The 24,192-nt window shown below is 69.2% G+C and carries 11 protein-coding genes, 1 tRNA gene and 3 rRNA genes; all 15 read left to right on the top strand.

The window, feature by feature from the left end; all coding sequences use genetic code 11:
• Nucleotides 1-5 precede the first annotated feature (5 nt).
• The 15 genes from ACY3FI_RS10175 to ACY3FI_RS10105 all read left to right on the top strand — a co-directional run bounded on the left by ACY3FI_RS10175 (nucleotide 6) and on the right by ACY3FI_RS10105 (nucleotide 24,085).
• Entirely contained in the window at nucleotides 6-1,088 is a 1,083-nt protein-coding gene (locus ACY3FI_RS10175) for a 3-isopropylmalate dehydrogenase (RefSeq protein ID WP_462547411.1), read from the top strand.
• Nucleotides 1,089-1,102: 14 nt separating this feature from the next.
• Entirely contained in the window at nucleotides 1,103-2,212 is a 1,110-nt protein-coding gene (locus ACY3FI_RS10170; RefSeq protein ID WP_462547410.1) for a branched-chain amino acid aminotransferase, read from the top strand.
• Between the two features lie 28 nt (nucleotides 2,213-2,240).
• Nucleotides 2,241-3,011, top strand: a complete 771-nt coding sequence (locus ACY3FI_RS10165; RefSeq protein WP_462547409.1) for a fumarylacetoacetate hydrolase family protein — start codon at nucleotides 2,241-2,243, stop codon at nucleotides 3,009-3,011.
• A 449-nt stretch (nucleotides 3,012-3,460) separates the two neighbouring features.
• Nucleotides 3,461-4,982: ribosomal RNA gene (locus ACY3FI_RS10160) — 16S ribosomal RNA — on the top strand.
• A 432-nt stretch (nucleotides 4,983-5,414) separates the two neighbouring features.
• Nucleotides 5,415-8,543 (top strand): 23S ribosomal RNA (locus ACY3FI_RS10155).
• Between the two features lie 140 nt (nucleotides 8,544-8,683).
• Nucleotides 8,684-8,800 (top strand): 5S ribosomal RNA (gene rrf, locus ACY3FI_RS10150).
• Together the 16S, 23S and 5S rRNA genes form the textbook arrangement of a ribosomal RNA operon.
• A 98-nt stretch (nucleotides 8,801-8,898) precedes the next feature.
• Nucleotides 8,899-10,386 carry a glutamate--tRNA ligase gene (gene gltX / locus ACY3FI_RS10145; RefSeq protein ID WP_462547408.1) on the top strand — a complete coding sequence of 496 codons (1,488 nt, stop codon included), beginning with the start codon at nucleotides 8,899-8,901 and terminating at the stop codon, nucleotides 10,384-10,386.
• A 10-nt stretch (nucleotides 10,387-10,396) separates the two neighbouring features.
• A complete protein-coding gene (locus ACY3FI_RS10140) occupies nucleotides 10,397-11,359 on the top strand; it encodes an NAD(P)/FAD-dependent oxidoreductase (protein WP_462547407.1) in 963 nt (320 codons plus the stop codon).
• Nucleotides 11,360-11,422: 63 nt separating this feature from the next.
• Nucleotides 11,423-11,494: transfer RNA gene (locus tag ACY3FI_RS10135), tRNA-Gln, on the top strand.
• A 367-nt stretch (nucleotides 11,495-11,861) separates the two neighbouring features.
• Nucleotides 11,862-14,579, top strand: a complete 2,718-nt coding sequence (locus ACY3FI_RS10130; protein ID WP_462547406.1) for an alpha/beta fold hydrolase — start codon at nucleotides 11,862-11,864, stop codon at nucleotides 14,577-14,579.
• Nucleotides 14,580-14,925: 346 nt separating this feature from the next.
• Entirely contained in the window at nucleotides 14,926-15,843 is a 918-nt protein-coding gene (locus tag ACY3FI_RS10125) for a glycosyltransferase family 2 protein (RefSeq protein ID WP_462547405.1), read from the top strand.
• The gene (locus ACY3FI_RS10120; protein ID WP_462547404.1) at nucleotides 15,840-16,802 is read left to right on the top strand and encodes a glycosyltransferase family 2 protein; all 963 of its coding nucleotides are present in this window, start codon (nucleotides 15,840-15,842) and stop codon (nucleotides 16,800-16,802) included. Before ACY3FI_RS10125 ends, ACY3FI_RS10120 begins: the two co-directional genes overlap by 4 nt.
• Nucleotides 16,799-20,413 carry a glycosyltransferase gene (locus ACY3FI_RS10115; RefSeq protein ID WP_462547403.1) on the top strand — a complete coding sequence of 1,205 codons (3,615 nt, stop codon included), beginning with the start codon at nucleotides 16,799-16,801 and terminating at the stop codon, nucleotides 20,411-20,413. The genes ACY3FI_RS10120 and ACY3FI_RS10115 overlap by 4 nt, the downstream gene beginning before the upstream one ends.
• The gene (locus ACY3FI_RS10110; RefSeq protein ID WP_462547402.1) at nucleotides 20,400-22,787 is read left to right on the top strand and encodes a PIG-L family deacetylase; all 2,388 of its coding nucleotides are present in this window, start codon (nucleotides 20,400-20,402) and stop codon (nucleotides 22,785-22,787) included. The genes ACY3FI_RS10115 and ACY3FI_RS10110 overlap by 14 nt, the downstream gene beginning before the upstream one ends.
• Nucleotides 22,788-23,353: 566 nt before the next feature.
• Complete coding sequence (locus ACY3FI_RS10105) at nucleotides 23,354-24,085, top strand: glycoside hydrolase family 16 protein (protein ID WP_462547401.1); 732 nt, start codon at nucleotides 23,354-23,356, stop codon at nucleotides 24,083-24,085.
• Nucleotides 24,086-24,192 lie beyond the last annotated feature (107 nt).

Below are 24,192 nucleotides of genomic sequence, written 5' to 3'. Positions count from 1 at the left end.
TGGACATGGCGGAGGAGAACCCCGTGCAGACGGTGAAGCTGGCGGTCATCCGCGGCGACGGCATCGGCCCCGAGGTCGTCGACGAGGCCTTGAAGGTCCTGCACGCGGTGCTGCCGGACGACCTCGTGGTCGAGGAGACCGCGTTCTCCCTCGGTGCCGGGCGGTACCTGGAGACCGGCGACATCTTGACCGACGACGACATGTCCGCCATCGCCGAGCACGACGCGGTCCTGCTCGGCGCCGTCGGTGGGGATCCCCGCGATCCCCGGCTCGCCGGTGGCATCATCGAGCGCGGGCTCCTGCTGAAGCTCCGCTTCGCATTCGACCACTACGTGAACCTGCGTCCGACGAAGGTCTACTCGTCGGTGGGCAGCCCGCTCGCGGACCCGGGCGAGGTCGACTTCGTCGTCGTCCGCGAGGGGACCGAGGGCCCGTACGTCGGCAACGGCGGCGCGATCCGCGTCGGCACGCCGCACGAGATCGCCACCGAGGTGTCGCTCAACACGGCGCACGGCGTCGAGCGGGTGGTGCGGTACGCCTTCGACCTGGCGTCGCGTCGGCCGCGCAGGCACCTGACGCTGGTGCACAAGAGCAACGTGCTCGTGAACGCCGGCGCCCTCTGGCAGCGCACGGTGGCCGCGGTCGGGGCCGAGTACCCGGACGTGACCGTCGACTACCAGCACGTCGACGCGGTGACCATCCACATGGTGCGTGAACCGGGTAGGTTCGACGTCATCGTCACGGACAACCTCTTCGGCGACATCATCACCGACCTGGCCGGCGCGATCAGCGGCGGCATCGGTCTGGCGGCCTCGGGCAACATCAACCCGGACGGCACCTTCCCCAGCATGTTCGAGCCGGTGCACGGTTCCGCGCCGGACATCGCGGGTCAGCAGCTGGCCGACCCCACGGCCGCGGTCCTGTCCGTCGCGCTCCTGCTCGACCACCTCGGTCGTGCGGACCTCGCGGCGGCGGTCACCCAGGCGGTCGAGGCCGACCTCGCCGACCGGGGCACCACGCAGCGTCGCACGTCCGAGATCGGCGACGCCATCGCCGCTGCGGCCACGGCACGCACCACCACCGCCTGACAGGAGTCCTCCCCTTGAGCACCGACACCTCCTTCGACCTCGAGTTCGCCCACACGCCGTCAGCCGAGCGTCGCGCCGCCGCCGAGCGCGAGGAGATCCTCGCCGACCCCGGCTTCGGCAAGCACTTCACCGACCACATGGCCTCCGTGCAGTGGACGATCGACGCCGGCTGGCACGACGCGAGCATCCACCCGTACGGGCCGCTCGCGCTCGACCCGAGCGCGAGCGTCCTGCACTACGCCCAGGAGATCTTCGAGGGGCTGAAGGCCTACCGGCACGCGGACGGTTCGGTGTGGACGTTCCGCCCGGATGCCAACGCCCGACGCTTCCAGCGGTCCGCCCGGCGCCTGGCGCTCCCGGAGCTCCCGGTCGAGGCGTTCGTCGACTCGATCCGGCAGCTCGTCCGGGCCGACGTCGACTGGGTGCCGTCGGCCCCCGAGACCAGCCTCTACCTCCGGCCGTTCATGATCGCGACCGAGTCGTTCCTCGGTGTGCGTGCCGCCCAGGCGGTGGCGTACCACTGCATCGCGAGCCCGGCGGGCGCGTACTTCACCTCCGGGCCGAAGCCGGTGTCGATCTGGCTCTCGACCACCTACGCCCGCGCGGGCAGGGGCGGAACGGGTGCGGCGAAGACCGGCGGCAACTACGCCTCGTCGCTCCTGCCGCAGCAGGAGGCGTACGAGCACGGCTGCCAGCAGGTGATGTTCCTCGACTCCGAGGAGGGCAGGTACCTCGAGGAGCTCGGCGGCATGAACGTCGTGCTCGTGCGGTCCGACGGCACCCTCGTCACGCCGGACTCCGACTCGATCCTCGAGGGCATCACCCGCGACTCGATCCTGCAGCTCGCCGAAGACCGCGGCCTGCGGGTCGAGCGTCGCCGCGTGACCCTCGACGAGTGGCGCGACGGTGTCGCGGACGGGTCGATCACCGAGGCCTTCGCGTGTGGGACCGCCGCGGTGGTCACGCCGATCGCGGAACTCCGCGGCGACGGGTTCGCGATCGGGTCGCCGACCGAGGGGGCGGGCGAGCTGACCATGTCCCTGCGCGAGGAGCTCACCGACATCCAGTACGGCCGCCGTCCCGACCCGCACGGGTGGATGACGCGCCTGACGGACCCGGCCTGATCGCGGATCGCGTCGGTAGGCTCCAACGGTGAAGATCGCACGGTTCAGCAGCAAGGGCGAAGACCCCCGGTACGGCATCCTCGACGAGCGCGACCTGGTCGTGCTGGCGGGTGACCCGATGTACCAGGGGTTCGAGACCACGGGGGAGCGGGTACCCCTGACCGAGGCGAAGCTCCTCGCACCGGTCATCCCGCGCTCGAAGGTCATCGGCGTCGGGCTCAACTACGCCGAGCACGCGTCCGAGATGGACGAGCGTGCCGGGGACGACCCGGTGGTGTTCCTCAAGCCGAACACCGCGGTCATCGGACCCGAGGACCCGATCCGCCTGCCCGCCGGCGTCGGTCGTGTCGACCACGAGGGCGAGCTCGCCATCGTGATCGGTTCACTCGCCAAGAACGTGCGGCGCGAGGACTTCGCGAGCGTCGTCCTCGGCTACACGATCGCGAACGACGTCACCGCCCGCGACCTGCAGGCGCGCGACGGCCAGTGGGCCCGTGCGAAGGGCTTCGACACGTTCTGCCCGCTCGGGCCGGCGATCGAGACGGAGATCGACCCGTCGGACATCCGCATCGAGACCCGCGTGGACGGCGACCTGCGGCAGGTCGGTTCCACGAGCGAGATGGTGCACGACATCCCGTCGCTCGTCGAGTTCGTGTCGTCCATCTGGACCCTCCTGCCCGGCGACGTCATCCTGACCGGCACACCGGCCGGTGTCGGCGAGATCCGCGACGGCGAGGTCGTCGAAGTGACGATCTCCGGCATCGGCTCGCTCAAGAACCCGGTCATCGCCCGCCACTGACCGACTGCGCACGCTGTCGAACGGCCCGTTCCTCCACCGGGGGAGCGGGCCGTTCCGCGTCTGGGCTCGCCTCCGCCAGCAGCGGCGTACGGACGCGACACGCCCGGGTGTCGGGTTGGTTGGCGGTGGTGGGGGTGTCCGCGTATGGTTATCTCTCGTTGCCCCGGCGGCGGAGAACGGAACGGCTGGTTGGTCGTCCGAGTCTCGCCCGGGTAACAGGAACTCCAGCCCCTCTGGCGGAATCCGATTCGTCGGTTCGAGTGGGGGGTGCGTCTGGTCCTTGAGAACTCAACAGCGTGCACATTGTCAATGCCAATTTATTGACCCCGTGCGACCGCAGCTTCGGTTGTGGTCGTCGGAGACAATTCCTTTTGGATTGAATTGATTGTCAGTAGACAGTCTTTACAGTCAGTTTCAACTCGCTGACACTTCGGTGTTGGTTGTAATTTTTTACGGAGAGTTTGATCCTGGCTCAGGACGAACGCTGGCGGCGTGCTTAACACATGCAAGTCGAACGATGATCAGGAGCTTGCTCCTGTGATTAGTGGCGAACGGGTGAGTAACACGTGAGTAACCTGCCCCTGACTCTGGGATAAGCGTTGGAAACGACGTCTAATACTGGATATGACTACTGGCCGCATGGTCTGGTGGTGGAAAGATTTTTTGGTTGGGGATGGACTCGCGGCCTATCAGCTTGTTGGTGAGGTAATGGCTCACCAAGGCGACGACGGGTAGCCGGCCTGAGAGGGTGACCGGCCACACTGGGACTGAGACACGGCCCAGACTCCTACGGGAGGCAGCAGTGGGGAATATTGCACAATGGGCGAAAGCCTGATGCAGCAACGCCGCGTGAGGGATGACGGCCTTCGGGTTGTAAACCTCTTTTAGTAGGGAAGAAGCGAAAGTGACGGTACCTGCAGAAAAAGCACCGGCTAACTACGTGCCAGCAGCCGCGGTAATACGTAGGGTGCAAGCGTTGTCCGGAATTATTGGGCGTAAAGAGCTCGTAGGCGGTTTGTCGCGTCTGCTGTGAAATCCCGAGGCTCAACCTCGGGCTTGCAGTGGGTACGGGCAGACTAGAGTGCGGTAGGGGAGATTGGAATTCCTGGTGTAGCGGTGGAATGCGCAGATATCAGGAGGAACACCGATGGCGAAGGCAGATCTCTGGGCCGTAACTGACGCTGAGGAGCGAAAGCGTGGGGAGCGAACAGGATTAGATACCCTGGTAGTCCACGCCGTAAACGTTGGGCGCTAGATGTAGGGACCTTTCCACGGTTTCTGTGTCGTAGCTAACGCATTAAGCGCCCCGCCTGGGGAGTACGGCCGCAAGGCTAAAACTCAAAGGAATTGACGGGGGCCCGCACAAGCGGCGGAGCATGCGGATTAATTCGATGCAACGCGAAGAACCTTACCAAGGCTTGACATACACCGGAAACGGCCAGAGATGGTCGCCCCCTTGTGGTCGGTGTACAGGTGGTGCATGGTTGTCGTCAGCTCGTGTCGTGAGATGTTGGGTTAAGTCCCGCAACGAGCGCAACCCTCGTTCTATGTTGCCAGCGCGTTATGGCGGGGACTCATAGGAGACTGCCGGGGTCAACTCGGAGGAAGGTGGGGATGACGTCAAATCATCATGCCCCTTATGTCTTGGGCTTCACGCATGCTACAATGGCCGGTACAAAGGGCTGCGATACCGTAAGGTGGAGCGAATCCCAAAAAGCCGGTCTCAGTTCGGATTGAGGTCTGCAACTCGACCTCATGAAGTCGGAGTCGCTAGTAATCGCAGATCAGCAACGCTGCGGTGAATACGTTCCCGGGCCTTGTACACACCGCCCGTCAAGTCATGAAAGTCGGTAACACCCGAAGCCGGTGGCCTAACCCTTGTGGAAGGAGCCGTCGAAGGTGGGATCGGTGATTAGGACTAAGTCGTAACAAGGTAGCCGTACCGGAAGGTGCGGCTGGATCACCTCCTTTCTAAGGAGCATCTGGCACCGTTTGGTGTCCAGGCGCCGGATCGAGACGAACGTTCTCGCCGGTAGCTCATGGGTGGAACATTGACAGTGCAGTCGGGAGCGTAGCTTCTGGCCTGAGTACGTCTGCTTCTTCGGGGGTGGGTTGGAACGGGTCGGGGTGAGCGGGTCGGCTGGTGCACGTTGTTGGGTCCTGAGGGACCAGGCTTCTCCTGCCGGTTGGTGGGAGGGTTGAGCCGTGTTGGGGAGTTGATCTTCCTGGCGGGTTCTTCGGTGGGCTGCATGAAGCTGACGCGTTGTGTGTCGGGGGAGTGTGGTGCCGATCGTATGTTGAGAACTACACAGTGGACGCGAGCATCTTAGATCGCTCGTGACGATGATGACGCCTTTCGGGGTGGTTGTTGTTGTTCGAGTCGATCGCAATTTTAATCTTTGTGGTCAAGTTTCTAAGAGCAAACGGTGGATGCCTTGGCATCTGGAGCCGAAGAAGGACGTAGAAATCTGCGATAAGCCTCGGGGAGCTGATAATCGAGCTGTGAGCCGAGGATTTCCGAATGGGGAAACCCCGCTGGGCGCTTTTGTGACCTGGTGACTCCCGCCTGAATATATAGGGCGGGTAGAGGGAACGTGGGGAAGTGAAACATCTCAGTACCCACAGGAAGAGAAAACAACATGTGATTCCGTGAGTAGTGGCGAGCGAAAGCGGATGAGGCTAAACCGATCATGTGTGATAGCCGGCGGGCGTTGCATGGTCGGGGTTGTGGGACACGTCGCTCAGTTCTGCCGGACTGGGGCGGTTACAGCGCATCATAGTCGAACCGGTTTGAAAGCCGGGCCGTAGTGGGTGCCAGCCCCGTAGACGAAATGGTGTTATGGCCGGATGTGTATCCCAAGTAGCACGGGGCCCGAGAAATCCCGTGTGAATCTGTCAGGACCACCTGATAAGCCTAAATACTCCCAGATGACCGATAGCGGACAAGTACCGTGAGGGAAAGGTGAAAAGTACCCCGGGAGGGGAGTGAAATAGTACCTGAAACCGTTTGCTTACAAACCGTCGGAGCATCCTTGTTGATGTGACGGCGTGCCTTTTGAAGAATGAGCCTGCGAGTTAGTGATATGTGGCGAGGTTAACCCGTGTGGGGCAGCCGTAGCGAAAGCGAGTCTGAATAGGGCGATTCAGTCGCATGTCCTAGACCCGAAGCGAAGTGATCTATCCATGGCCAGGTTGAAGCGACGGTAAGACGTCGTGGAGGACCGAACCCACTTCAGTTGAAAATGGAGGGGATGAGCTGTGGATAGGGGTGAAAGGCCAATCAAACTTCGTGATAGCTGGTTCTCTCCGAAATGCATTTAGGTGCAGCGTTGCGTGTTTCTCGCCGGAGGTAGAGCTACTGGATGGCCGATGGGCCTCAACAGGTTACTGACGTCAGCCAAACTCCGAATGCCGGTGAGTGAGAGCGCAGCAGTGAGACGGTGGGGGATAAGCTTCATCGTCGAGAGGGAAACAACCCAGACTACCAACTAAGGCCCCTAAGCGTGTGCTAAGTGGGAAAGGATGTGGAGTTGCACAGACAACCAGGAGGTTGGCTTAGAAGCAGCCACCCTTGAAAGAGTGCGTAATAGCTCACTGGTCAAGTGATTCCGCGCCGACAATGTAACGGGGCTCAAGCACACCGCCGAAGTTGTAGATTTCGCACACAGACAAGCCTTCGTGGTTCAGTCGTGCGGAGTGGTAGGAGAGCGTCGTATGGCGAGTGAAGCGGCGGAGTAATCCAGCCGTGGACGCCACACGAGTGAGAATGCAGGCATGAGTAGCGAAAGACGGGTGAGAAACCCGTCCTCCGAAAGACCAAGGGTTCCAGGGCCAGGTTAATCCGCCCTGGGTAAGTCGGGACCTAAGGCGAGGCCGACAGGCGTAGTCGATGGACAACGGGTTGATATTCCCGTACCGGCGAACAACCGCCCAAGCTAATCCAGTGGTGCTAAGAGTCCTAACCCGGACTGTCCGGATCCCTTCGGGGTGATGGTGGCCGGTCTAACGCTCGACCCCATGCTGGTGCGGCTAGCGTATGAACAGGTGTGACGCAGGAAGGTAGCTGAGCCAGGCGATGGTATCCGTAAGGTGAACCTGGTGTAAGGATGTAGGGCTGACGATAGGCAAATCCGTCGTCTATATGCCTGAGACCCGACGCGTACCCGTAAGGGGAAATCAGTGATCCTATGCTGCCGAGAAAAGCATCGACGCGAGGTTGCAGCCGCCCGTACCCGAAACCGACTCAGGTGGTCAGGTAGAGAATACCAAGGAGATCGAGATAATCGTGGTTAAGGAACTCGGCAAAATGCCCCCGTAACTTCGGGAGAAGGGGGGCCGGACACGTGACACGACTTCTCGTTGTGGAGCGTTGAAGGCCGCAGAGACCAGTGGGAAGCGACTGTTTACTAAAAACACAGGTCCGTGCGAAGTCGCAAGACGATGTATACGGACTGACGCCTGCCCGGTGCTGGAAGGTTAAGAGGAGGGGTTAGCCTTTGGGCGAAGCTCTGAATTTAAGCCCCAGTAAACGGCGGTGGTAACTATAACCATCCTAAGGTAGCGAAATTCCTTGTCGGGTAAGTTCCGACCTGCACGAATGGCGTAACGACTTCCCAGCTGTCTCAACCGCGAACTCGGCGAAATTGCACTACGAGTAAAGATGCTCGTTACGCGCAGCAGGACGGAAAGACCCCGTGACCTTTACTACAGCTTGGTATTGGTGTTCGGTGTGGCTTGTGTAGGATAGGTGGGAGACTGTGAAGCGGGCACGCTAGTGTTCGTGGAGTCATTGTTGAAATACCACTCTGGTCACTCTGGATGTCTAACGTAGGACCCTGATCGGGTTCATGGACAGTGCCTGGTGGGTAGTTTAACTGGGGCGGTTGCCTCCCAAAGAGTAACGGAGGCGCCCAAAGGTTCCCTCAACCTGGTTGGCAATCAGGTGGCGAGTGTAAGTGCACAAGGGAGCTTGACTGTGAGACTGACAGGTCGAGCAGGGACGAAAGTCGGGACTAGTGATCCGGCAGTGGCTTGTGGAAGCGCTGTCGCTCAACGGATAAAAGGTACCTCGGGGATAACAGGCTGATCTTGCCCAAGAGTCCATATCGACGGCATGGTTTGGCACCTCGATGTCGGCTCGTCGCATCCTGGGGCTGGAGTAGGTCCCAAGGGTTGGGCTGTTCGCCCATTAAAGCGGTACGCGAGCTGGGTTTAGAACGTCGTGAGACAGTTCGGTCCCTATCCGCTGCGCGCGTTGGAAATTTGAGAAGATCTATCCCTAGTACGAGAGGACCGGGATGGACGAACCTCTGGTGTGTCAGTTGTTCTGCCAAGGGCACCGCTGATTAGCTACGTTCGGACCGGATAACCGCTGAAAGCATCTAAGCGGGAAGCCGTCTTCGAGATGAGATTTCCATGCACCTTGAGTGTGAGAGGCTCCCAGCAGACTACTGGGTTGATAGGCCGGATGTGGAAGCGGGGACTAACGACCCGTGGAGCTGACCGGTACTAATAAGCCGAAGACTTGACAACACACTTTTTACCAACACCATCCGTGGTGTGGGGCTCGCGTCCACTTTGTGGTTCCCGACAGACGATCGGGAACACGAGAACTGAACACCGCAATGCATGCGGGAACAGCTTTCTTGATCCAAGGGTCAAGTCGAAGGTGTTCCGGTGGTCATAGCGAGAGGGAAACGCCCGGTCACATTCCGAACCCGGAAGCTAAGCCTCTCAGCGCCGATGGTACTGCAAGGGGGACCTTGTGGGAGAGTAGGACGCCGCCGGACTCAAACATTGCACCACCAGGAAACCCCTGACCGGCACCGGTCAGGGGTTTCCTGCGTTCTGCGGCGTGCGGCCGAGCGCCGGTAGGATCGACGGTGTCATGACTGCGCCATTCACCACCGCCACCGGTTCCGACGTCCGAGTCCGCTTCTGCCCGAGTCCGACGGGGACGCCGCACGTCGGCCTCATCCGTACGGCGCTGTTCAACTGGGCCTACGCGCGGCACACCGGCGGCAAGCTCGTCTTCCGCATCGAGGACACCGACGCGGCGCGCGACAGCGAGGAGTCGTACGAGCAGATCCTCGACGCGCTCCGCTGGCTCCGCCTCGACTGGGACGAGGGTGTCGACGTCGGTGGCCCGCACGGCCCGTACCGGCAGTCGGAGCGCTCGGGCATCTACGAGGACGTCGTCGCGAAGCTCAAGGCTTCCGGCCACGTGTACGAGTCCTTCGTCACGCCGGAGGAGATGGAGGCGCGCAACAAGGCCGCCGGCCGTGACCCGAAGCAGGGCTACGACAACCACGAGCGTGACCTCACCGACGAGGAGCGTCAGGCGTTCCGTGACCAGGGGCGTGAGCCGGCACTGCGCCTGCGTGTGCCGGACCGGGACCTCAGCTTCGAGGACCTCGTGCGTGGGGAGATCACCTTCAAGCAGGGCACCTTCCCCGACTTCGTGGTGGTCCGCCCGAACGGCAAGCCCCTGTACACGTTCACCAACCCGGTCGACGACGCACTGATGGGCATCACCCACGTGCTGCGCGGCGAGGACCTGCTCTCGTCCACCCCGCGGCAGATCGCCCTGTACGAGGCGCTGTACGAGATCGGCCTCGCCGAGTCCATCCCGTTGTTCGGGCACCTGCCGTACGTCACCGGCGAGGGCAACAAGAAGCTCTCGAAGCGCGACCCGGAGTCGAACCTCTTCCACCACCGTGCCGCGGGCATGATCCCCGAGGGGCTCGTCAACTACCTCGCGCTGCTCGGGTGGTCGATCGGCCCGGACCGCGACGTCTTCTCGATCGACGAGATGGTGGCCGCGTTCGAGGTGACGGACGTCAACCCGAACCCGGCACGCTTCGACCACAAGAAGGCCGAGGCGATCAACGGGGACCACATCCGCATGCTCGACGCCGACGACTTCCGTGACCGCCTCCTGCCGTACCTCTCGGGCGTGGTGTCCGACCCGGCGACGCCGGAGCAGCTCGCTGTCCTGACGAAGGCGGCCCCGCTCGTGCAGGAGCGCATGCAGCTCCTCGGCGAGGCGCCGGCGCTGCTCGGCTTCCTGTTCACCGCTGACGACGAGCTCGTGGTCGAGGACGACGCAGCTGCGACGCTCAAGGCCGACGCCGACGACGTGCTCCGCGCGGGCATCGCTGTGCTCGAGTCGCTCACGACCTGGGACACCGCCTCGATCGAGGCCGCGCTGCGGACGGCGCTGATCGACGGGCTCGGGCTCAAGCCCCGGCTCGCGTTCGGCCCGCTGCGCGTGGCGGTCTCCGGTCGCCGCATCAGCCCGCCGCTGTTCGAGTCGATGGAGATCCTCGGCAAGGACTCCACCGTCGCGCGGCTCCGTCGCCTCGCGGACCGCTGACGGGCGCACGGTGAGCACCGCAGCACCGTCGACGGCACCCGACGTGCACGACGTCGACGTGGTCGTCGTCGGTGCGGGCCCGGCTGGCCTGAGCGCTGCGCTCAACCTCGTGCGGGCGAAGCGCACGGTGCTGCTCCTCGACGCGAACCGGCCGCGGAACGCCGCCACGCTGCGCTCGCACGGGTTCCTGACGCGGGACGGCATCTCACCGCTCGAGCTCCGGAAGCTCGGCCGTGCCGAGGTCGAGCAGTACCCGGAGGCGACGGTCGTGCAGGCCGTGGTCGAGCACGTGACGCGGAACGGGGACCGGTGGTCCGTGCGGGCGTCCTGGCGGGGGAGTGCGGTGCAGGCGACCGCCGACGCCGTCGTCGTGGCGACCGGGCTGCGTGAGGAGTTCCCTGCGCTGCCGACGCTGCGCGCCTTCTACGGCACGAGCGTGCACAGCTGCGTGGAGTGCGACGGCTACGAGAAGGCGGGCGAGCCGCTCGCGTTCCTCTGCGAGACGCCGGACGTCGTGGAGCGGGCGCTCGTGATCGCAGCATGGTCGGACGACCTGGTCGTCTACACGAACGGTGCTCAGGTGCTCGACGACGCCGGGCGGATGCGCCTCGTCGCGGCCGGTGTCCGCGTGGACGAGCGACCCGTGGCCGACCTCGAGGGCGACCGCTCGGGCATGACGGGCGTCCGGCTCGCTGACGGCCACGTGGAGCCGCGCACGGGTGGGTTCGTGCGACCGGTGTGGCACGTCGACCTCGACTGGCTCGACGCTCCGGTGGAGCGTGACGCCGAGGGGCTCGTCGTGGTCGACCGGGCCGGCCGGACGGGCGTCCCGCGGCTCTACGCCGTCGGTGACGTCACCCCGCCCGGGCCCGAGCAGCTCATCGTGGCGGCCGGGCACGGGGCCGTCACGGCGGCCGCGGTGCACCGCGACCTCGTGGGTGGTCTCACGGGCCTCCAGGATGCTGTACAGTAGTTGATCGTGCCCCGGGCAACCGGGACAGGCGGCCTCCGGGCCGTACGAAGGCCGCGAGGCCTTTGGGGTATGGTGTAATTGGCAACACAGCGGTTTCTGGTACCGTCGTTCTTGGTTCGAGTCCAGGTACCCCAGCACTCGATGAACAGCCCCCGGGAGATCCCCGGGGGCTGTTCTCGTTCCACGGCCCGACGCGTCCTTCGCCTGCCGCGTGATGCCGTCGCTCGGCCGCGACACGCCCGCCTGCAGCGGAGCGGCCGGATCCGCGATCGGGCTCCCGAGTCGCTTGCGGCCTCCCGCACGGTGCATCCTGCAACGCAGCGCGGGTGGAGGCGATCGCCCCGCGACCGGCGCGGCCGCCGGAGACCGCACCGCACCCGGTCGTGGGTTGCGGTTCACCGCACCGGATCGCCGGACGCTCGCCAGGACAGGCCCCGCGGTCGTACCGTCCGAAGACCGCCGCGCGCGCGACGGGCGAGCCACCGAACGACCTGGGGACCCTGTGACCGCTGCAGAACCGTTGACCGAGACCCACCGCTGGGACCACGATCCCGTCGTGCCCGCCGCCGCGGACCACTCGGTCCTCGACCGCTGGGACCGTGTCGTCGCCGACCACGGCGCAGCGCCGGCGTTCGCGGGCGAGGGTCGTTCGCTCACCTTCGCCGAAGCGGACCGGCTGGTGCGCGGGCTCGCGTCCGTGCTCGCTGCGGAGCTGACGCCGGATGACCACGGCGGGGCGGGCGTCGGACCGGTCGCCGGCGGTGCGTCGCGGCCGGTGGGGATCATGGCGGGCCAGACCACCGAGGCGGTGCTCGCGCTCCTCGCGGTCACGATGGTCGGCCGGACCGTCGTGGTGCTCGACGAGCACCTGCCGTCGGCGCGGCTCGACCACGTCGCCCGCCTGGCGGGCATCGACGAGGTCCTGGTCGACGCGGCGCGCGCGGAGACCGCGGCGGCGGTCGTCGCGGAGCGGGGCGGCCGGACGCACGACCTCGACGCGATGCTCGAGCGGGCCGACGCACTCGGGGCGACGACGCCCGGAGCTGCCGACGTGGCCACCCGCCCGGGCGGCACCGACCCGCTCGTCATCGTCTTCACCTCGGGCTCCACGGGCATGCCGAAGGGCGTCGTGCTGACGCACCGGCAGGCCGTCGAGAACGTCGAGCACGATGCGCTCGCGCTCGGGTTCCGCCCCGGCATCCGGCTGGCCGTCGCGCTGCCGATCGCGTTCGCCGCGGGGTTCTCCTTCACCGTGAACGCACTGCTCGCGGGGGCCGAGGTCGTCCTGCTCGACGCGCGCGACCTCGGGGTCGAGCAGTTCGGGGCACGGCTCACGGGCTCGGGTGCGCAGGCACTCGCCTGCACGCCGCACCTGGTCCGCTCGATCGTGCGCGCCCGGTCCGGAGCCGCCGAGGAGTCCGTGCTCGCGGGGATCGACACGCTCGTCACGGTGGGTGAACCGGTCACGGGCGCCGACATCGTCGCGTTCCGCCCGCACCTCGGGTCGTCCACCACGTACTGGAACGGGCTCGGGTCGAGCGAGACCGGTGCCATCTCGTACTGCCCGGTGGGTCCGCACGACCCGGTCCCCGAGGGCGTCGTCCCCGCCGGGTGGGCCCTGCCGGGCAAGCACGTCCACGTCGAACGGCCCGACGGCACGACGGCGGACCCCGGGGAGACCGGGCAGCTCGTCGTGCTGTCGCGCGGCATGACCTCCGGCTACTGGGGCGCGTACGAGAAGACCGCGGAGCGCCTCACGCCGGGCACGGCCGACACGTTCCCCGCGTGGCGCCCCGGCGACCTCGCCCGCTTCGACGCCGAGGGCCGGATCGTGCTCGTCGGCCGTGCGGACGACGCCGTGAAGGTGCGTGGGTACCTCGTCGAACCGAGCGAGGTCGAGGCCGGCCTCCGTGCCCTGCCCGACGTCGCCGACGCCGTCGTCACCGCACAGGTCGCACCGCCCGCGGCCACCCGGCTCGTCGCACACGTCGTCGGGCACGCCGGTCAGCGCACACCCGCACCCGCCGCGATCCGCCGCGCACTCCGCGACCGGCTGCCGGAGTACATGGTGCCGGCCGCGATCGTCCCGATGACCGAACTGCCCCGCACCGAGCGCGGCAAGGTCGACCGCGCGGCCCTGCCGGCGGCCCCCGCGGTCGAGGCCGAGATGACCGAGGACGAGTACGACCAGTGGGAGCTCGTGGTCGGACAGATCTGGGCCGAGGTGCTCGGGCTGCCCGGCGTGCACCTCGACGAGGACTTCTCCGCGCTCGGCGGCGACTCGCTGTCCGCCGAGGAGATGCTCGCCATCGTGCAGGACCGCCTCGGGGTGGACCTCGTCGGCGCCGACCTGCTCGAGCACCCGACCCTCCGCTCGTTCGCCCGGCGCGTCCGCGTCGGCACGAGCGCGCTCCCGAGCCACCAGGACGTCGTGAAGGTCTCCGAGGCGCGCATCAGCGGAACCCGGCCGGTCTTCTGCTTCGCCGGGGCCGGCGCGCTCGCGCTGACGTTCCTGCCGCTGTCGCGCTACTTCCCGGACCACGACGTGTACGCCTTCCAGCAGCACGCCCTGGAGCGCCGCGGACTGCCGGACTGGTCGGTCGCCCGCAGCGCCCGCCGGTACCTCGCGCTGATGCGCGTCGTGCAGCCGCGCGGCCCGTACCTGCTCGTCGGCCACTCGCTCGGCGGCCTCGTCGCGCTCGAGGTCGCCCGGCTCCTCACCGAGGCGGGAGAGGAGGTCGAGCACGTCGCGATGCTCGACACCTATCTACCGCGGTCGAAGGCCGAGCAGGCCCGCCTGCACTTCGGGCGCATCGAGCAGCGTGAGCCGACGAGGGGCACGGTCCGCCGGGGTCTCGACCGGATCGTGCGGCGGATCATGCCCGCCGGCGTGCCCTACGGGCAGCAGGCCGCGAAGCGCTTCCGCGCCTACACCGCCGGCGTCCTGCGCTTCGGCGGGCAGAAGGACTTCGACGCCTTCTTCGACCAGGCCTCGATCGCCACCAGGCGGCACCACCCGACGCCGTACACGGGTCGGGCGACCTACGTCGTCGCGGACGCCAACCCGGACGCGGACGGCTGGGCCCGGTTCCTCGCCGGCGACCGGCAGACGATCCGCATCCACGCCGAGCACACCTCGCTCCTGCGGGAACCGCACGTCGCCGAGCTGGCGGCGGCCCTGCGCGCCGCCTTCGCGACCGAGGACGCGGCGGTGGGCTGAACCAGCCGTCGGACGGGAGGCGCGGTGCGGGCCCGCACCGCGCCTCCCGTGCGTCCGCGGTGCGGTCCGCCACGCGCGCGTGGTGCAGGGACCGCACCGGTTGCGGGTTTCCGTATCCGCAACCGGTGGTCCGCAAGCCCCTGGAGACCGCATTGACCACCACCCGCGCCCCGGCGATGGTGGGACACAGGACGGGGAGTACCCAACCCGTTCCGACAACCCGGTGGCGTCGTACCCGCGCCCCTGCCGGACTCCGGCGGTCGCGTCGCGACCGCCGCCGCACCCTGGGCGGTCGCGCCGACGTGACCGTTCGATCTGCACCCTGAACCCGACAGGAGCAACACCCATGTCCGTGAGCACCGTCCGACCCGCAGACCCCCGCGTCTCCGTCGTCATCCCGGCTCGCAACGAGGCCCGCAACCTCGAGATCATCCTCCCGAAGCTCCCGCCCGTGTACGAGGTCATCCTCGTCGACGGGAACTCCGTCGACGACACGATCGCCACCGCGCAGCGGATCATGCCGGACATCCGCGTGGTCCACCAGACCCGCAAGGGCAAGGGCAACGCCCTCGCCTGCGGGTTCGAGGCGGTGACCGGCGACGTCGTCGTCATGTTCGACGCCGACTGCTCGGCCGACCCCGACGAGATCCCGCGCTTCGTGCAGGCGCTCGTCGACGGCGCCGACGTCGCCAAGGGCACCCGCTACGCGCTCGGCGGCGGCAGCGACGACATCACGATCATCCGCAACCTCGGCAACCGCGGCCTGAACGTGCTGTGCAACCTCATCCTCGGCACGCGCTACAGCGACCTCTGCTACGGCTACAACGCCTTCTGGGCGGACACCCTGCCGGAGATCGCGCTCCTCTCCTCGAAGCTCCCCAAGCGAGAGGACGGCGCCATGCTCTGGGGCGACGGCTTCGAGATCGAGACCGTCCTCACGTGCCGCTGGTCCGCGGCCCAGCTGCGCATCACCGAGGTCCCGAGCCACGAGAAGCTCCGTGTGCACGGCCACAGCAACCTGAACGCAGTGACCGACGGCATCCGCGTGCTGAAGTCGATCATGCACGAGCGCCGTCGCGCCGGTGCCGCGAAGTCGCGTGCGGCTGCCGCCGCCCGTCTCGCCCGTGGGGTCGCGCCGGTGTCGCCGGTGGACGCCCCCACCGCGCCGATCGTCGGGCTGGTCGCGGGCGGCTCGTCCGCGGCGTCGGCGTCGTCGGCCTCGTCGGTCGAGTCCGCTCGCGTGCTCGACGGGGACCTGGCGTGACGACCGTCGCGGTCGTCATCTGCGCCTACACGCAGCTGCGCTGGGGCGACCTGCAGGACAGCGTCGAGTCGGCGGTCCGCCAGCCCGAGCACCCCGAGGTCATCGTCGTCATCGACCACGAGCCTGAGCTGCTCCTGCGCGCCCAGGCCCGCTGGCCCGAGCTCCGGGTCATCGAGAACACCGAGGACCGCGGACTCTCCGGCGCCCGGAACACCGGCGTCGCCGCCACCGAGGCCGACGTGATCGCGTTCCTCGACGACGACGCCACCGCCGACCCCGACTGGCTCGGACACCTCCTCGCCGCGCTCGACGACCCCGACGTGGTCGGCGTCGGCGGGCGGGCCACCCCGTCGTGGCCGACCGCCACGGGCGCCGGACCGTACTCCGACGAACTGCTCTGGATCGTCGGCTGCAGCTACGCCGGACTGCCCGAGACCGCCGGCGACGTGCGCAACGTGATCGGGTCGAGCATGGCGTTCCGCCGCGACGCGATCCTGCTCGCCGGCGGGTTCCGCTCCGGCATCGGCCGGGTCGGCAACCAGCCGCTCGGGTGCGAGGAGACCGAGCTGTGCATCCGCATCGCCCAGGTCCGTCCGGGGTCGCGGATCCGACACGAGCCGCGCTCGAACGTCTCGCACCGGGTGTCGCCCGACCGCGTCGAGATGCGCTACCTGCTCCGCCGCAGCTACTACGAGGGCATCTCCAAGGCCGTCCTGAGCCGTCGCGTCGGCACCGGCGACTCGCTGTCGAGCGAGTCGACCTACCTCACGCGCGTCATCCCCGGGGCGATCGGCCGCGAGCTGCGTGCCGTCGGCCACGGTGGGCTCCTCCGCGCGTGGGCGATCGTCGCGTCGGTCGTCTCGACCGTGACGGGCTACGCCGTCGGCCGGGTGTTCGGCGGCGTCGTCGTCTCCGCTCCCGCGCCGCGCACGGCGCGCCAGCCGATCGGCACACGATGACCCGCGCGACCGTGACCCGGGCGCTCCGCCCCGTCGTCCACAGCACGCTCGTCCCGACCTGGGACGGCGCGCTGTGGGTCGGCGAGGTGGACCGCCAGGACCTGCACGCCGTGGGGCACCGCGACGTCCTCGGACTCGAGGGCGGCGCGGGCTACCGACGCGCCCGGCTCCTCGTCCGGGACCACGGCGAGCCCGTCGGGTTCGTCGAGACCGACGTCACGGTGCGGCGACGCACCGGGGCGTCCGTCGACCTGCGCGCGCTCGAACGCGCGGTCCGGCACATGCCGGCCGCGGTCCGACGGCCGGCCGCTGATCAGGCGTTGCCGTCCGTCACCGTGGTGCTGTGCACCGACGGGGCCGCAGGCTCCACGATGCGCTCGGTGCTCGCGTGCACCGGCGTCGACCTCGACGTGCTCGTCGTGTCCGCGGGTGCAGACGGAGCGGGCACGACGACGATCGCCGGCCGGACCGTGACGACGATCCAGGTGCCGGAGACGTCGGACTCGTCCGGTTCCGGGCCGCTCCGGCTCGCCGCCGCGCGGAACGCCGGGCTGCTCGCGGCCCGTGGGGCTGTGGTGGCCTTCGTCGACGAGGGCGCCGTGGTCGACCCCGGTTGGGCGTCCGCGATCGCCGGTGCCTTCACCGACGCCGACGTGGCCGCGGTCTCCGGGCCCGCGCCGAGCGCCGAGCTCCGCACGCCCGCGCAGCGCTGGCACGACGAGCACCGTCGCGGCGCCCGCACCGTGCGGCGCTCCGTGTACCGGCGCGCCGACGACGTGGACGGCACCCCGCTGCGCCCCTTCGCGGTCGCGGCCTCCGGCAGCGGCGCGAACCTGGCGGTCCGCCGCGACGCCGCGCTCGCGATCGGCGGGTTCGACACCGCCTTCGGACCCGGCACGCGCGTCGGCGCCGGCGACGACCTCGACCTCTTCACCCGACTGCTCTTCGCGGGACACGCGATCGCCGTCGAACCGGCCGCGGTGGCGTGGCAGCGGACCCCGGACGACGTCGCGTCGCTCCGCCGGGCCGCCGCCGCCCGCGGCCACGGACTCGGAGCCTGGATGACCAAGAACGCCCTCGACCGCGACAGCCTCACCGCGGCGGTCGACGCCGCGCCCGAGGCGCTCGGCGCCTTCGCACGACTCGGCCTCGAGCAGGAGGACGACGCCGTGGAGGCCCCGCGCGGCCGCGGACCGGTCGGCACGGACACCGCGGACGGTCGGACCGGCACCGCGGCGCACGCTTCCACCGACGCCGTCGACGACGAGTTCCGCGCGACCTCGCGTCGCCTGCGCCGGGTCGAGCGCCGGTCGGTGCTCGCCGGCCCGGCCCTGGCGTTCGCCGAGCGGATCGCGGGCTCCGGCACGATCGACCGCTCGCGGCACGGACGGCACGAGCTGGCCGCGGCCACGCCGGGGATCCCGGCAGCACCCGTCGGTCCTGCCGGGACCGCCGTGATGGGACCCGGCGCACGGCTCACCGCCGCCGGCCTCGTCGTCGCCACGCTGCTCGTCGCGGCCCTCGGCACCGTGCTCGACGTGCCGGTGCTGCGGGGGAGCGCGATCGGCGTCTTCCTCTTCGCCCTGCTCGGCGTCGCGCCGATGCTGCTCGTCCGCCCGATGCCGCTCGCCCGGTTCGCGCTGTTCTCGGTCACCGGCTCCCTGGTCGGCACGATCGCGATCGGGTACACCATGGCGACCGCCGGCCTCTGGGCACCCGCGGTGCCGTTCGTCGGCGTCGTCCTGCTCACCGCGGCCGCGATCGCGACCGCCGTGCCGCGCGACGTCCGCGAGCTGCACCTGCGCATGCTGGCCCGCGCCGCCGCCCCCGAGCGTCGCGGCTGGACCTGGACGACGACCCGCGCCGTCACCGCCGCGTCGGTGCTCGGCCTCGGCATCATCGTGGTCACCGCGATCACGCACGTCGGCGACCCGGTACCCGCCGGACTGTTCGGCTCGCTCGGTGTCGGGCTGCCGATCGGCCTCGGGATCGTCGTCGCGGCGGCCGTCGTCGCCCTCGTCCGCGGTCGTGGCGTCGCGGTCCCCGTCGTCGTGCTCGGCGGGTCCGTCCAGCTCGCCCAGGCGATCACCTACGGGATGCCGACCGTCACCGCGGCCGCGCGGCACATCGGTGTCCTCGAGTTCATCCGCCAGTACGGCACGACGAACCCCGCCGCCGACATCTTCCAGACCTGGTCCGGCCTGTTCGCCGGCGGCGCCTGGGTCGCCGACGTGGGCGGCATCGTGAACGCGATGACCATCGCGGCCTGGGTGCCGGTGCTGCTCGCCTTCGCCACGACGGTCGGCGTCGGCGTGCTCGCCGGGCACTGGCTCCCTGGTGACCGCCGACCGTGGATCGCGGCGCTGATCACGGCGATGACCGGTTCGCTGAACACGACGTACTTCTCGCCGCAGTCCACGGGCATCCTGCTCTCCGTCGTCGTCCTCGTGCTCGCCACCGGACCGCTGCGTCGGGTCACCGTGACCGGACCCGACGGCGAGCCCGTGCGGGTGCTCCGACCCACCGCGGTGCGGCTGTCGAACGTCATCGCGATCGGCGCGATCAGCATCGTGCTGGCCGTCACGCACCAGATCTCGCCGTACCTGACCGTCGCGGCCCTCGTCGCGCTGATGGTGTTCCGCCTCGTCCGCCCGTGGTGGGTGTCGCTCGTCGTGCTCGTCCCCGCGGTGGTCTTCGCGGCGCTGAACGGCAGCGTGCTCGACCGCTTCCTGTCGCTCGCCGCCGTCGGCCGGGTGCTCGACAACGTCCAGCCGCCGTCGCACGACATGACCGTGCTGCCGAAGCCGCTCGTCACCCAGCTCGCCTTCGACGTCCCCGCCGCCGCGCTCGTGCTGCTCGGCATCGCAGCCGTCCTCACCGTGCTGCTGCGACGCGACCGCCTGCACTGGGGGCTGCTCGCGGCCTCGGCGAGCCCGATCTCGCTGCTCGTCGCGACGAACTACGGCCAGGAGGGCATCTTCCGCGTCGTCCTGTTCGCCACCCCCTGGCTCGCCGTCCTCGCAGCGGCCCTGCCGGCACCGGCAGGTCGCCTCGCCCCGGTCGGTCGGCTGGTGGCACGGGCGACCCGGCCCACCGCGGTGCGCTTCGCGGTGGCCGGCCTCGGGGTCGCGGTGCTCGTCGGGATCGGCGCCTTCGGCCAGACCGCGCTCGACTGGAACCGCGTGATGACCCGCAGCCAGTCGGCAGCCACGCAGCTGTACGACGCGACCGCCCCGAAGGGGTCCGTCATGCTCCTCACGGGCTCCGCGAACGCCGTGCCGAGCAACACCGGCGCCCGGTACTTCGACGTGGGCTACCTGTCCCGCGAGGCGCTCGGCCCCTACCCGGCCGAGGCGGACTACGACGCCCGCGCCGACGTGTCCGACCTCACCAGCGAGCTCGTCTCGAACTGGACGGCCACCAAGTACTACGCCCTCGTCGCCGAACCCTTCGGCGCCTACGACGAGCGGTACGGCTACCAGTCGGACGCGGACTACCAGCGGCTCGCCCGAGCCATGGCGTCCTCGCCGTACTGGGAGCGCATCTGGTCGTCCGGCACCACCGCGATGTACCAGCTCACCCCAGAAGGACTCCGCCATGCCACCGAGTGACCATCCGAGCGCACGACCCGCGGCACGGACGACGAGGGCGCTCCCGCTCGTCGCGGTGCTCGCGGTCGCCGCGACCGTCGTCGCCGTGCTCGTCGGCGCGCCGGGTCGGTCCGACTCGGCCGCCGCAGCCGGTGGCGCGGACTGCAGCACCGGCAGCGTGCTCAACGTCGTCGCGCACCCCGACGACGACCTGCTCTTCCAGGGCACCGACCTCCGGGCCGACATCGACGCCGGGGAGTGCGTCCGCTCGGTCGTCGTGACGGCCGGGGACGCCGGCAAGCCGCGCTCGTACTGGGAGGAGCGGCAGGTCGGGCTGATGGCCGCCTACGCGCGGATCGCCGGCGTGGCGTCGACCTGGTCGACCGGCTCGACCGTCGTCGCCGGGCGCACCCTGCACACCGCCACGCTGACGACCGACCCGAAGATCAGCATGGTCTTCCTCGAGCTGCCGGACGGCAACGTCGAGGGGAACGGCTTCTGGGCGGACGGCTACCAGAGCCTCCAGGCGCTCTACCAGGGGTACATCCCGACGATCAGCACCGTCGCCGACGCGTCGTACCCCGCGACGTACACGCTCGCGCAGCTCCGCGCGACGCTCCTCGGCCTGGTGCAGGCCACCGCGCCGACGGACGTCCACTCGCTCGACAACGTCGGCCACTACGGTGACGGCGACCACAGCGACCACCACACCGTCGCGTACCTGACCGACGAGGCGCAGAAGGCCTACACCGGGTCGCACACCTTCACGGGCTACATGGGCTACCCGATCAGCGACCGGCCGAGCAACCTCACGGCCGCGCAGACGCAGGCGAAGACGGACGCGTTCTTCACCTACGCGGTGCACGACTCCGAGACCTGCGCCACCACCGCCGCGTGCGCCGGGCGGTGGGAGGAGGCATGGCTGACCCGGCAGTACACCGCGGGATCGACCGTGCCCACCCAGCCGACCGACCCCGGCACCACCGGCGTCAACGTCGCCGCGAGTGCCACCGTGACCGCCAGCGCCGAGAACACCGCCGACGGGCAGACCGCCCGCAAGGCCGTCGACGGCGTCGTCAGCGGCTACCCCGACGCCCCCACCGCCGAGTGGGTCGCGCCGAACGGTCGCGCCGGCACCTGGATCCAGCTCGGGTGGAGCGGCGGGACGACCCTGCAGGCCGTCGAGCTCGCGGACCGCCCGAACGGGGACGACCAGGTCACCGGCGGGACCCTGACGTTCTCCGACGGCTCGAGCGTCACGGTGCCCGCCCTGCAGAACGGCGGCGCCGTGCAGCGCGTCTCGTTCACGGCGCGGCAGGTCACCTGGGTCCGCTTCACGGTCACCTCGGTGAGCGCGTCGACGAAGAACGTCGGGCTCGCCGAGATGCGCGCGATCGCACCCACGGGGACGACCACACCGACGAACCCGACGAACCCGACGCCGACGAACATCGCCGGGGTCGCCACGGTGACGGCGAGCGCGGACAACCCGGCAGACGGACAGACCGCCGCCAAGGCCGTGGACGGCATCGTCTCGGGCTACCCGGCGAACGCCGCCGCCGAGTGGGCGGCACCGAACGGTCGCACCGGCACGTGGATCCAGCTCGGGTGGGCCGGGGGAGCCACGCTGCAGTCCGTCGAGCTCGCGGACCGGCCGAACACCGACGACCAGGTCACCGCCGGGACGCTGACGTTCTCGGACGGTTCGAGCGTCGCGGTGCCGTCCCTGCCGAACGGCGGTGCCGTGCAGGCGGTGACGTTCACACCGCGCCTGGTCACGTGGGTGCGCTTCACGGTGACCGGCGTGAGCGCGTCGACGAAGAACGTCGGGCTCGCCGAGCTCCGGGCGATCGGTACGGTCTCGACGGACGGTGGATCGGGCGGTGGTACCTCGCCGACCCCGACTCCCACCCCGACCCCGACGCCGACGCCGACCCCCACCCCGACGCCGACCCCCACCCCGACGCCGACGCTCCGCGACGTCACCTCGACCGCCACCCCGACCGCGTCGGCGGACAACCCCGCCGACGGGCAGACCGTCGCGAAGGCCGTCGACGGGGTGATCTCCGGCTACCCGGCGGCGCCGACCGCCGAGTGGGTGGCTCCGGGCGGGAAGACCGGCACGTGGATCCGCCTGACCTGGTCGTCCTCCACGGCGCTGCAGCGCATCGTGCTGTACGACCGCCCGAACACCACCGACCGGATCACGAAGGGGACGCTGACGTTCTCCGACGGCTCGACGGTGTCGGTCGGCTCGCTGCCGAACGACGGCTCACCGCTCACCGTGGACTTCACGGCCCGGAAGGTCACCTGGGTGCGGTTCTCGGTGACCGGTGTGGCGAGCGGCACGCAGAACGCCGGGCTCGCCGAGATCCGGGCGTGGGGGACCGCGTGACGCCAGGCCACGGGGACGACCGTGACGGCGCCGACCGGGCAGGGCACACCGACGGCACGCTGCTGCCGTGGTGGCCCTGGCCGGACGCCGAGGCGGACGCCGGAGCTCGCACCGGCCCGAGGGCTCAGGACGGAGGAGCGGACCCCGCCGGGCGGTCGGACGACCTGCTGGCGGGCTTCTGGGCCCCGCCCGCCCCAGCGGACGGGCCCGCCGCCTCGTCGGCAGCCGCCTCGTCAGCCGGGTCCGACCCGTCACCGGCACCCGCTCCGTCCGCCGCGCCGACGGGGTGGCCGCGACCACCTGCCGCGACCGCAGCCGACCAGGAGGACGGGCACCGCGCCTCCCGTCCGGCCACGGACCACCCCCGACCGCTGCGTCCCGAATCGTCCGCCGCGCACGGCGCCCCGCCCGCGCACGGGCAGGGGCGCTCGCGACACCGGGGGCCCCTGCGGGTCCGTGCACGGCGCATCGCGCTCGCCGCCGGTGCCCTCGTCGTCGCGGCCGGTGTCGTCGCCGCGGCGACCACCTCCGCGCCCCCCGACCCCGTCGACCCGAGCGGAGTGCACATGCCCACGAGCGACGGCGGCGGCTGGCAGCGCGTCTTCTCGGAGGACTTCGCCACCGGCACCCCGACGGGCGGCTTCGAGGACGCGTACTCCGACCGGTTCTCGGTGTACCACGGCTTCGCGGACACCGCGGGCACGGGGCGGTACTCGGCCTCGGCGCTGACCGCCCACGACGGCATGCTCGACATGCGGATGCGGACCACGAAGGGCGGCACGCCGCTCGCCGGCGGGATCGTGCCGCTGGTCGACGGGCAGTGGGGCGGCCAGACCGCCGGGCGGTACAGCATCCGGATGAAGAGCGACGCGGTCGACGGGTACGGCGTCGCGGTGCTGCTCTGGAGCGACCAGAACGTCTGGGCGGACGGCGAGATCGACTTCCCCGAGGGGGCGCTCGGTGCGCCGGCGTGGCTCAACGTGCACTGCCTGGTCGACCCCGCCGAGAAGTGCATCCACCACGAGACGCGGGCCTCGCTCGCCGACTGGCACACCTACACGATCGAGTGGACCCCGGTCCGGATGTCGTTCCTCGTCGACGGGGTCGTCGTCGGGAGCACCACGAAGGACATCCCGACGGCCAAGATGCACTTCGTCGTGCAGACCGGCTCGCTCGAGGGCGTGCCGCCGCGCGACGCCGAGGGGTCGCTCCTCATCGACTGGATGACGATCGACGTGCCGGCGCCCGGGGGCGAGCCGGCGGCGACGCTGCCGGGGCCGGGGGCCGTGGGGGACTGAGCCGGACGCCCCGGGCCGCCGAGTGCGCGAGCTGGAACGGCGGGGTCGACGTCGGACGACGTCGACCCCGCCGTTCGTGTGCGTGGCTGCGGTGTGGTGTGGTGCGC

The sequence above is a fragment of the Curtobacterium sp. RM9 genome (assembly GCF_054956955.1).
The sequence above is the reverse complement of the archived record's forward strand: the minus strand, read 5'-3'. Positions and strand labels throughout refer to the sequence as shown.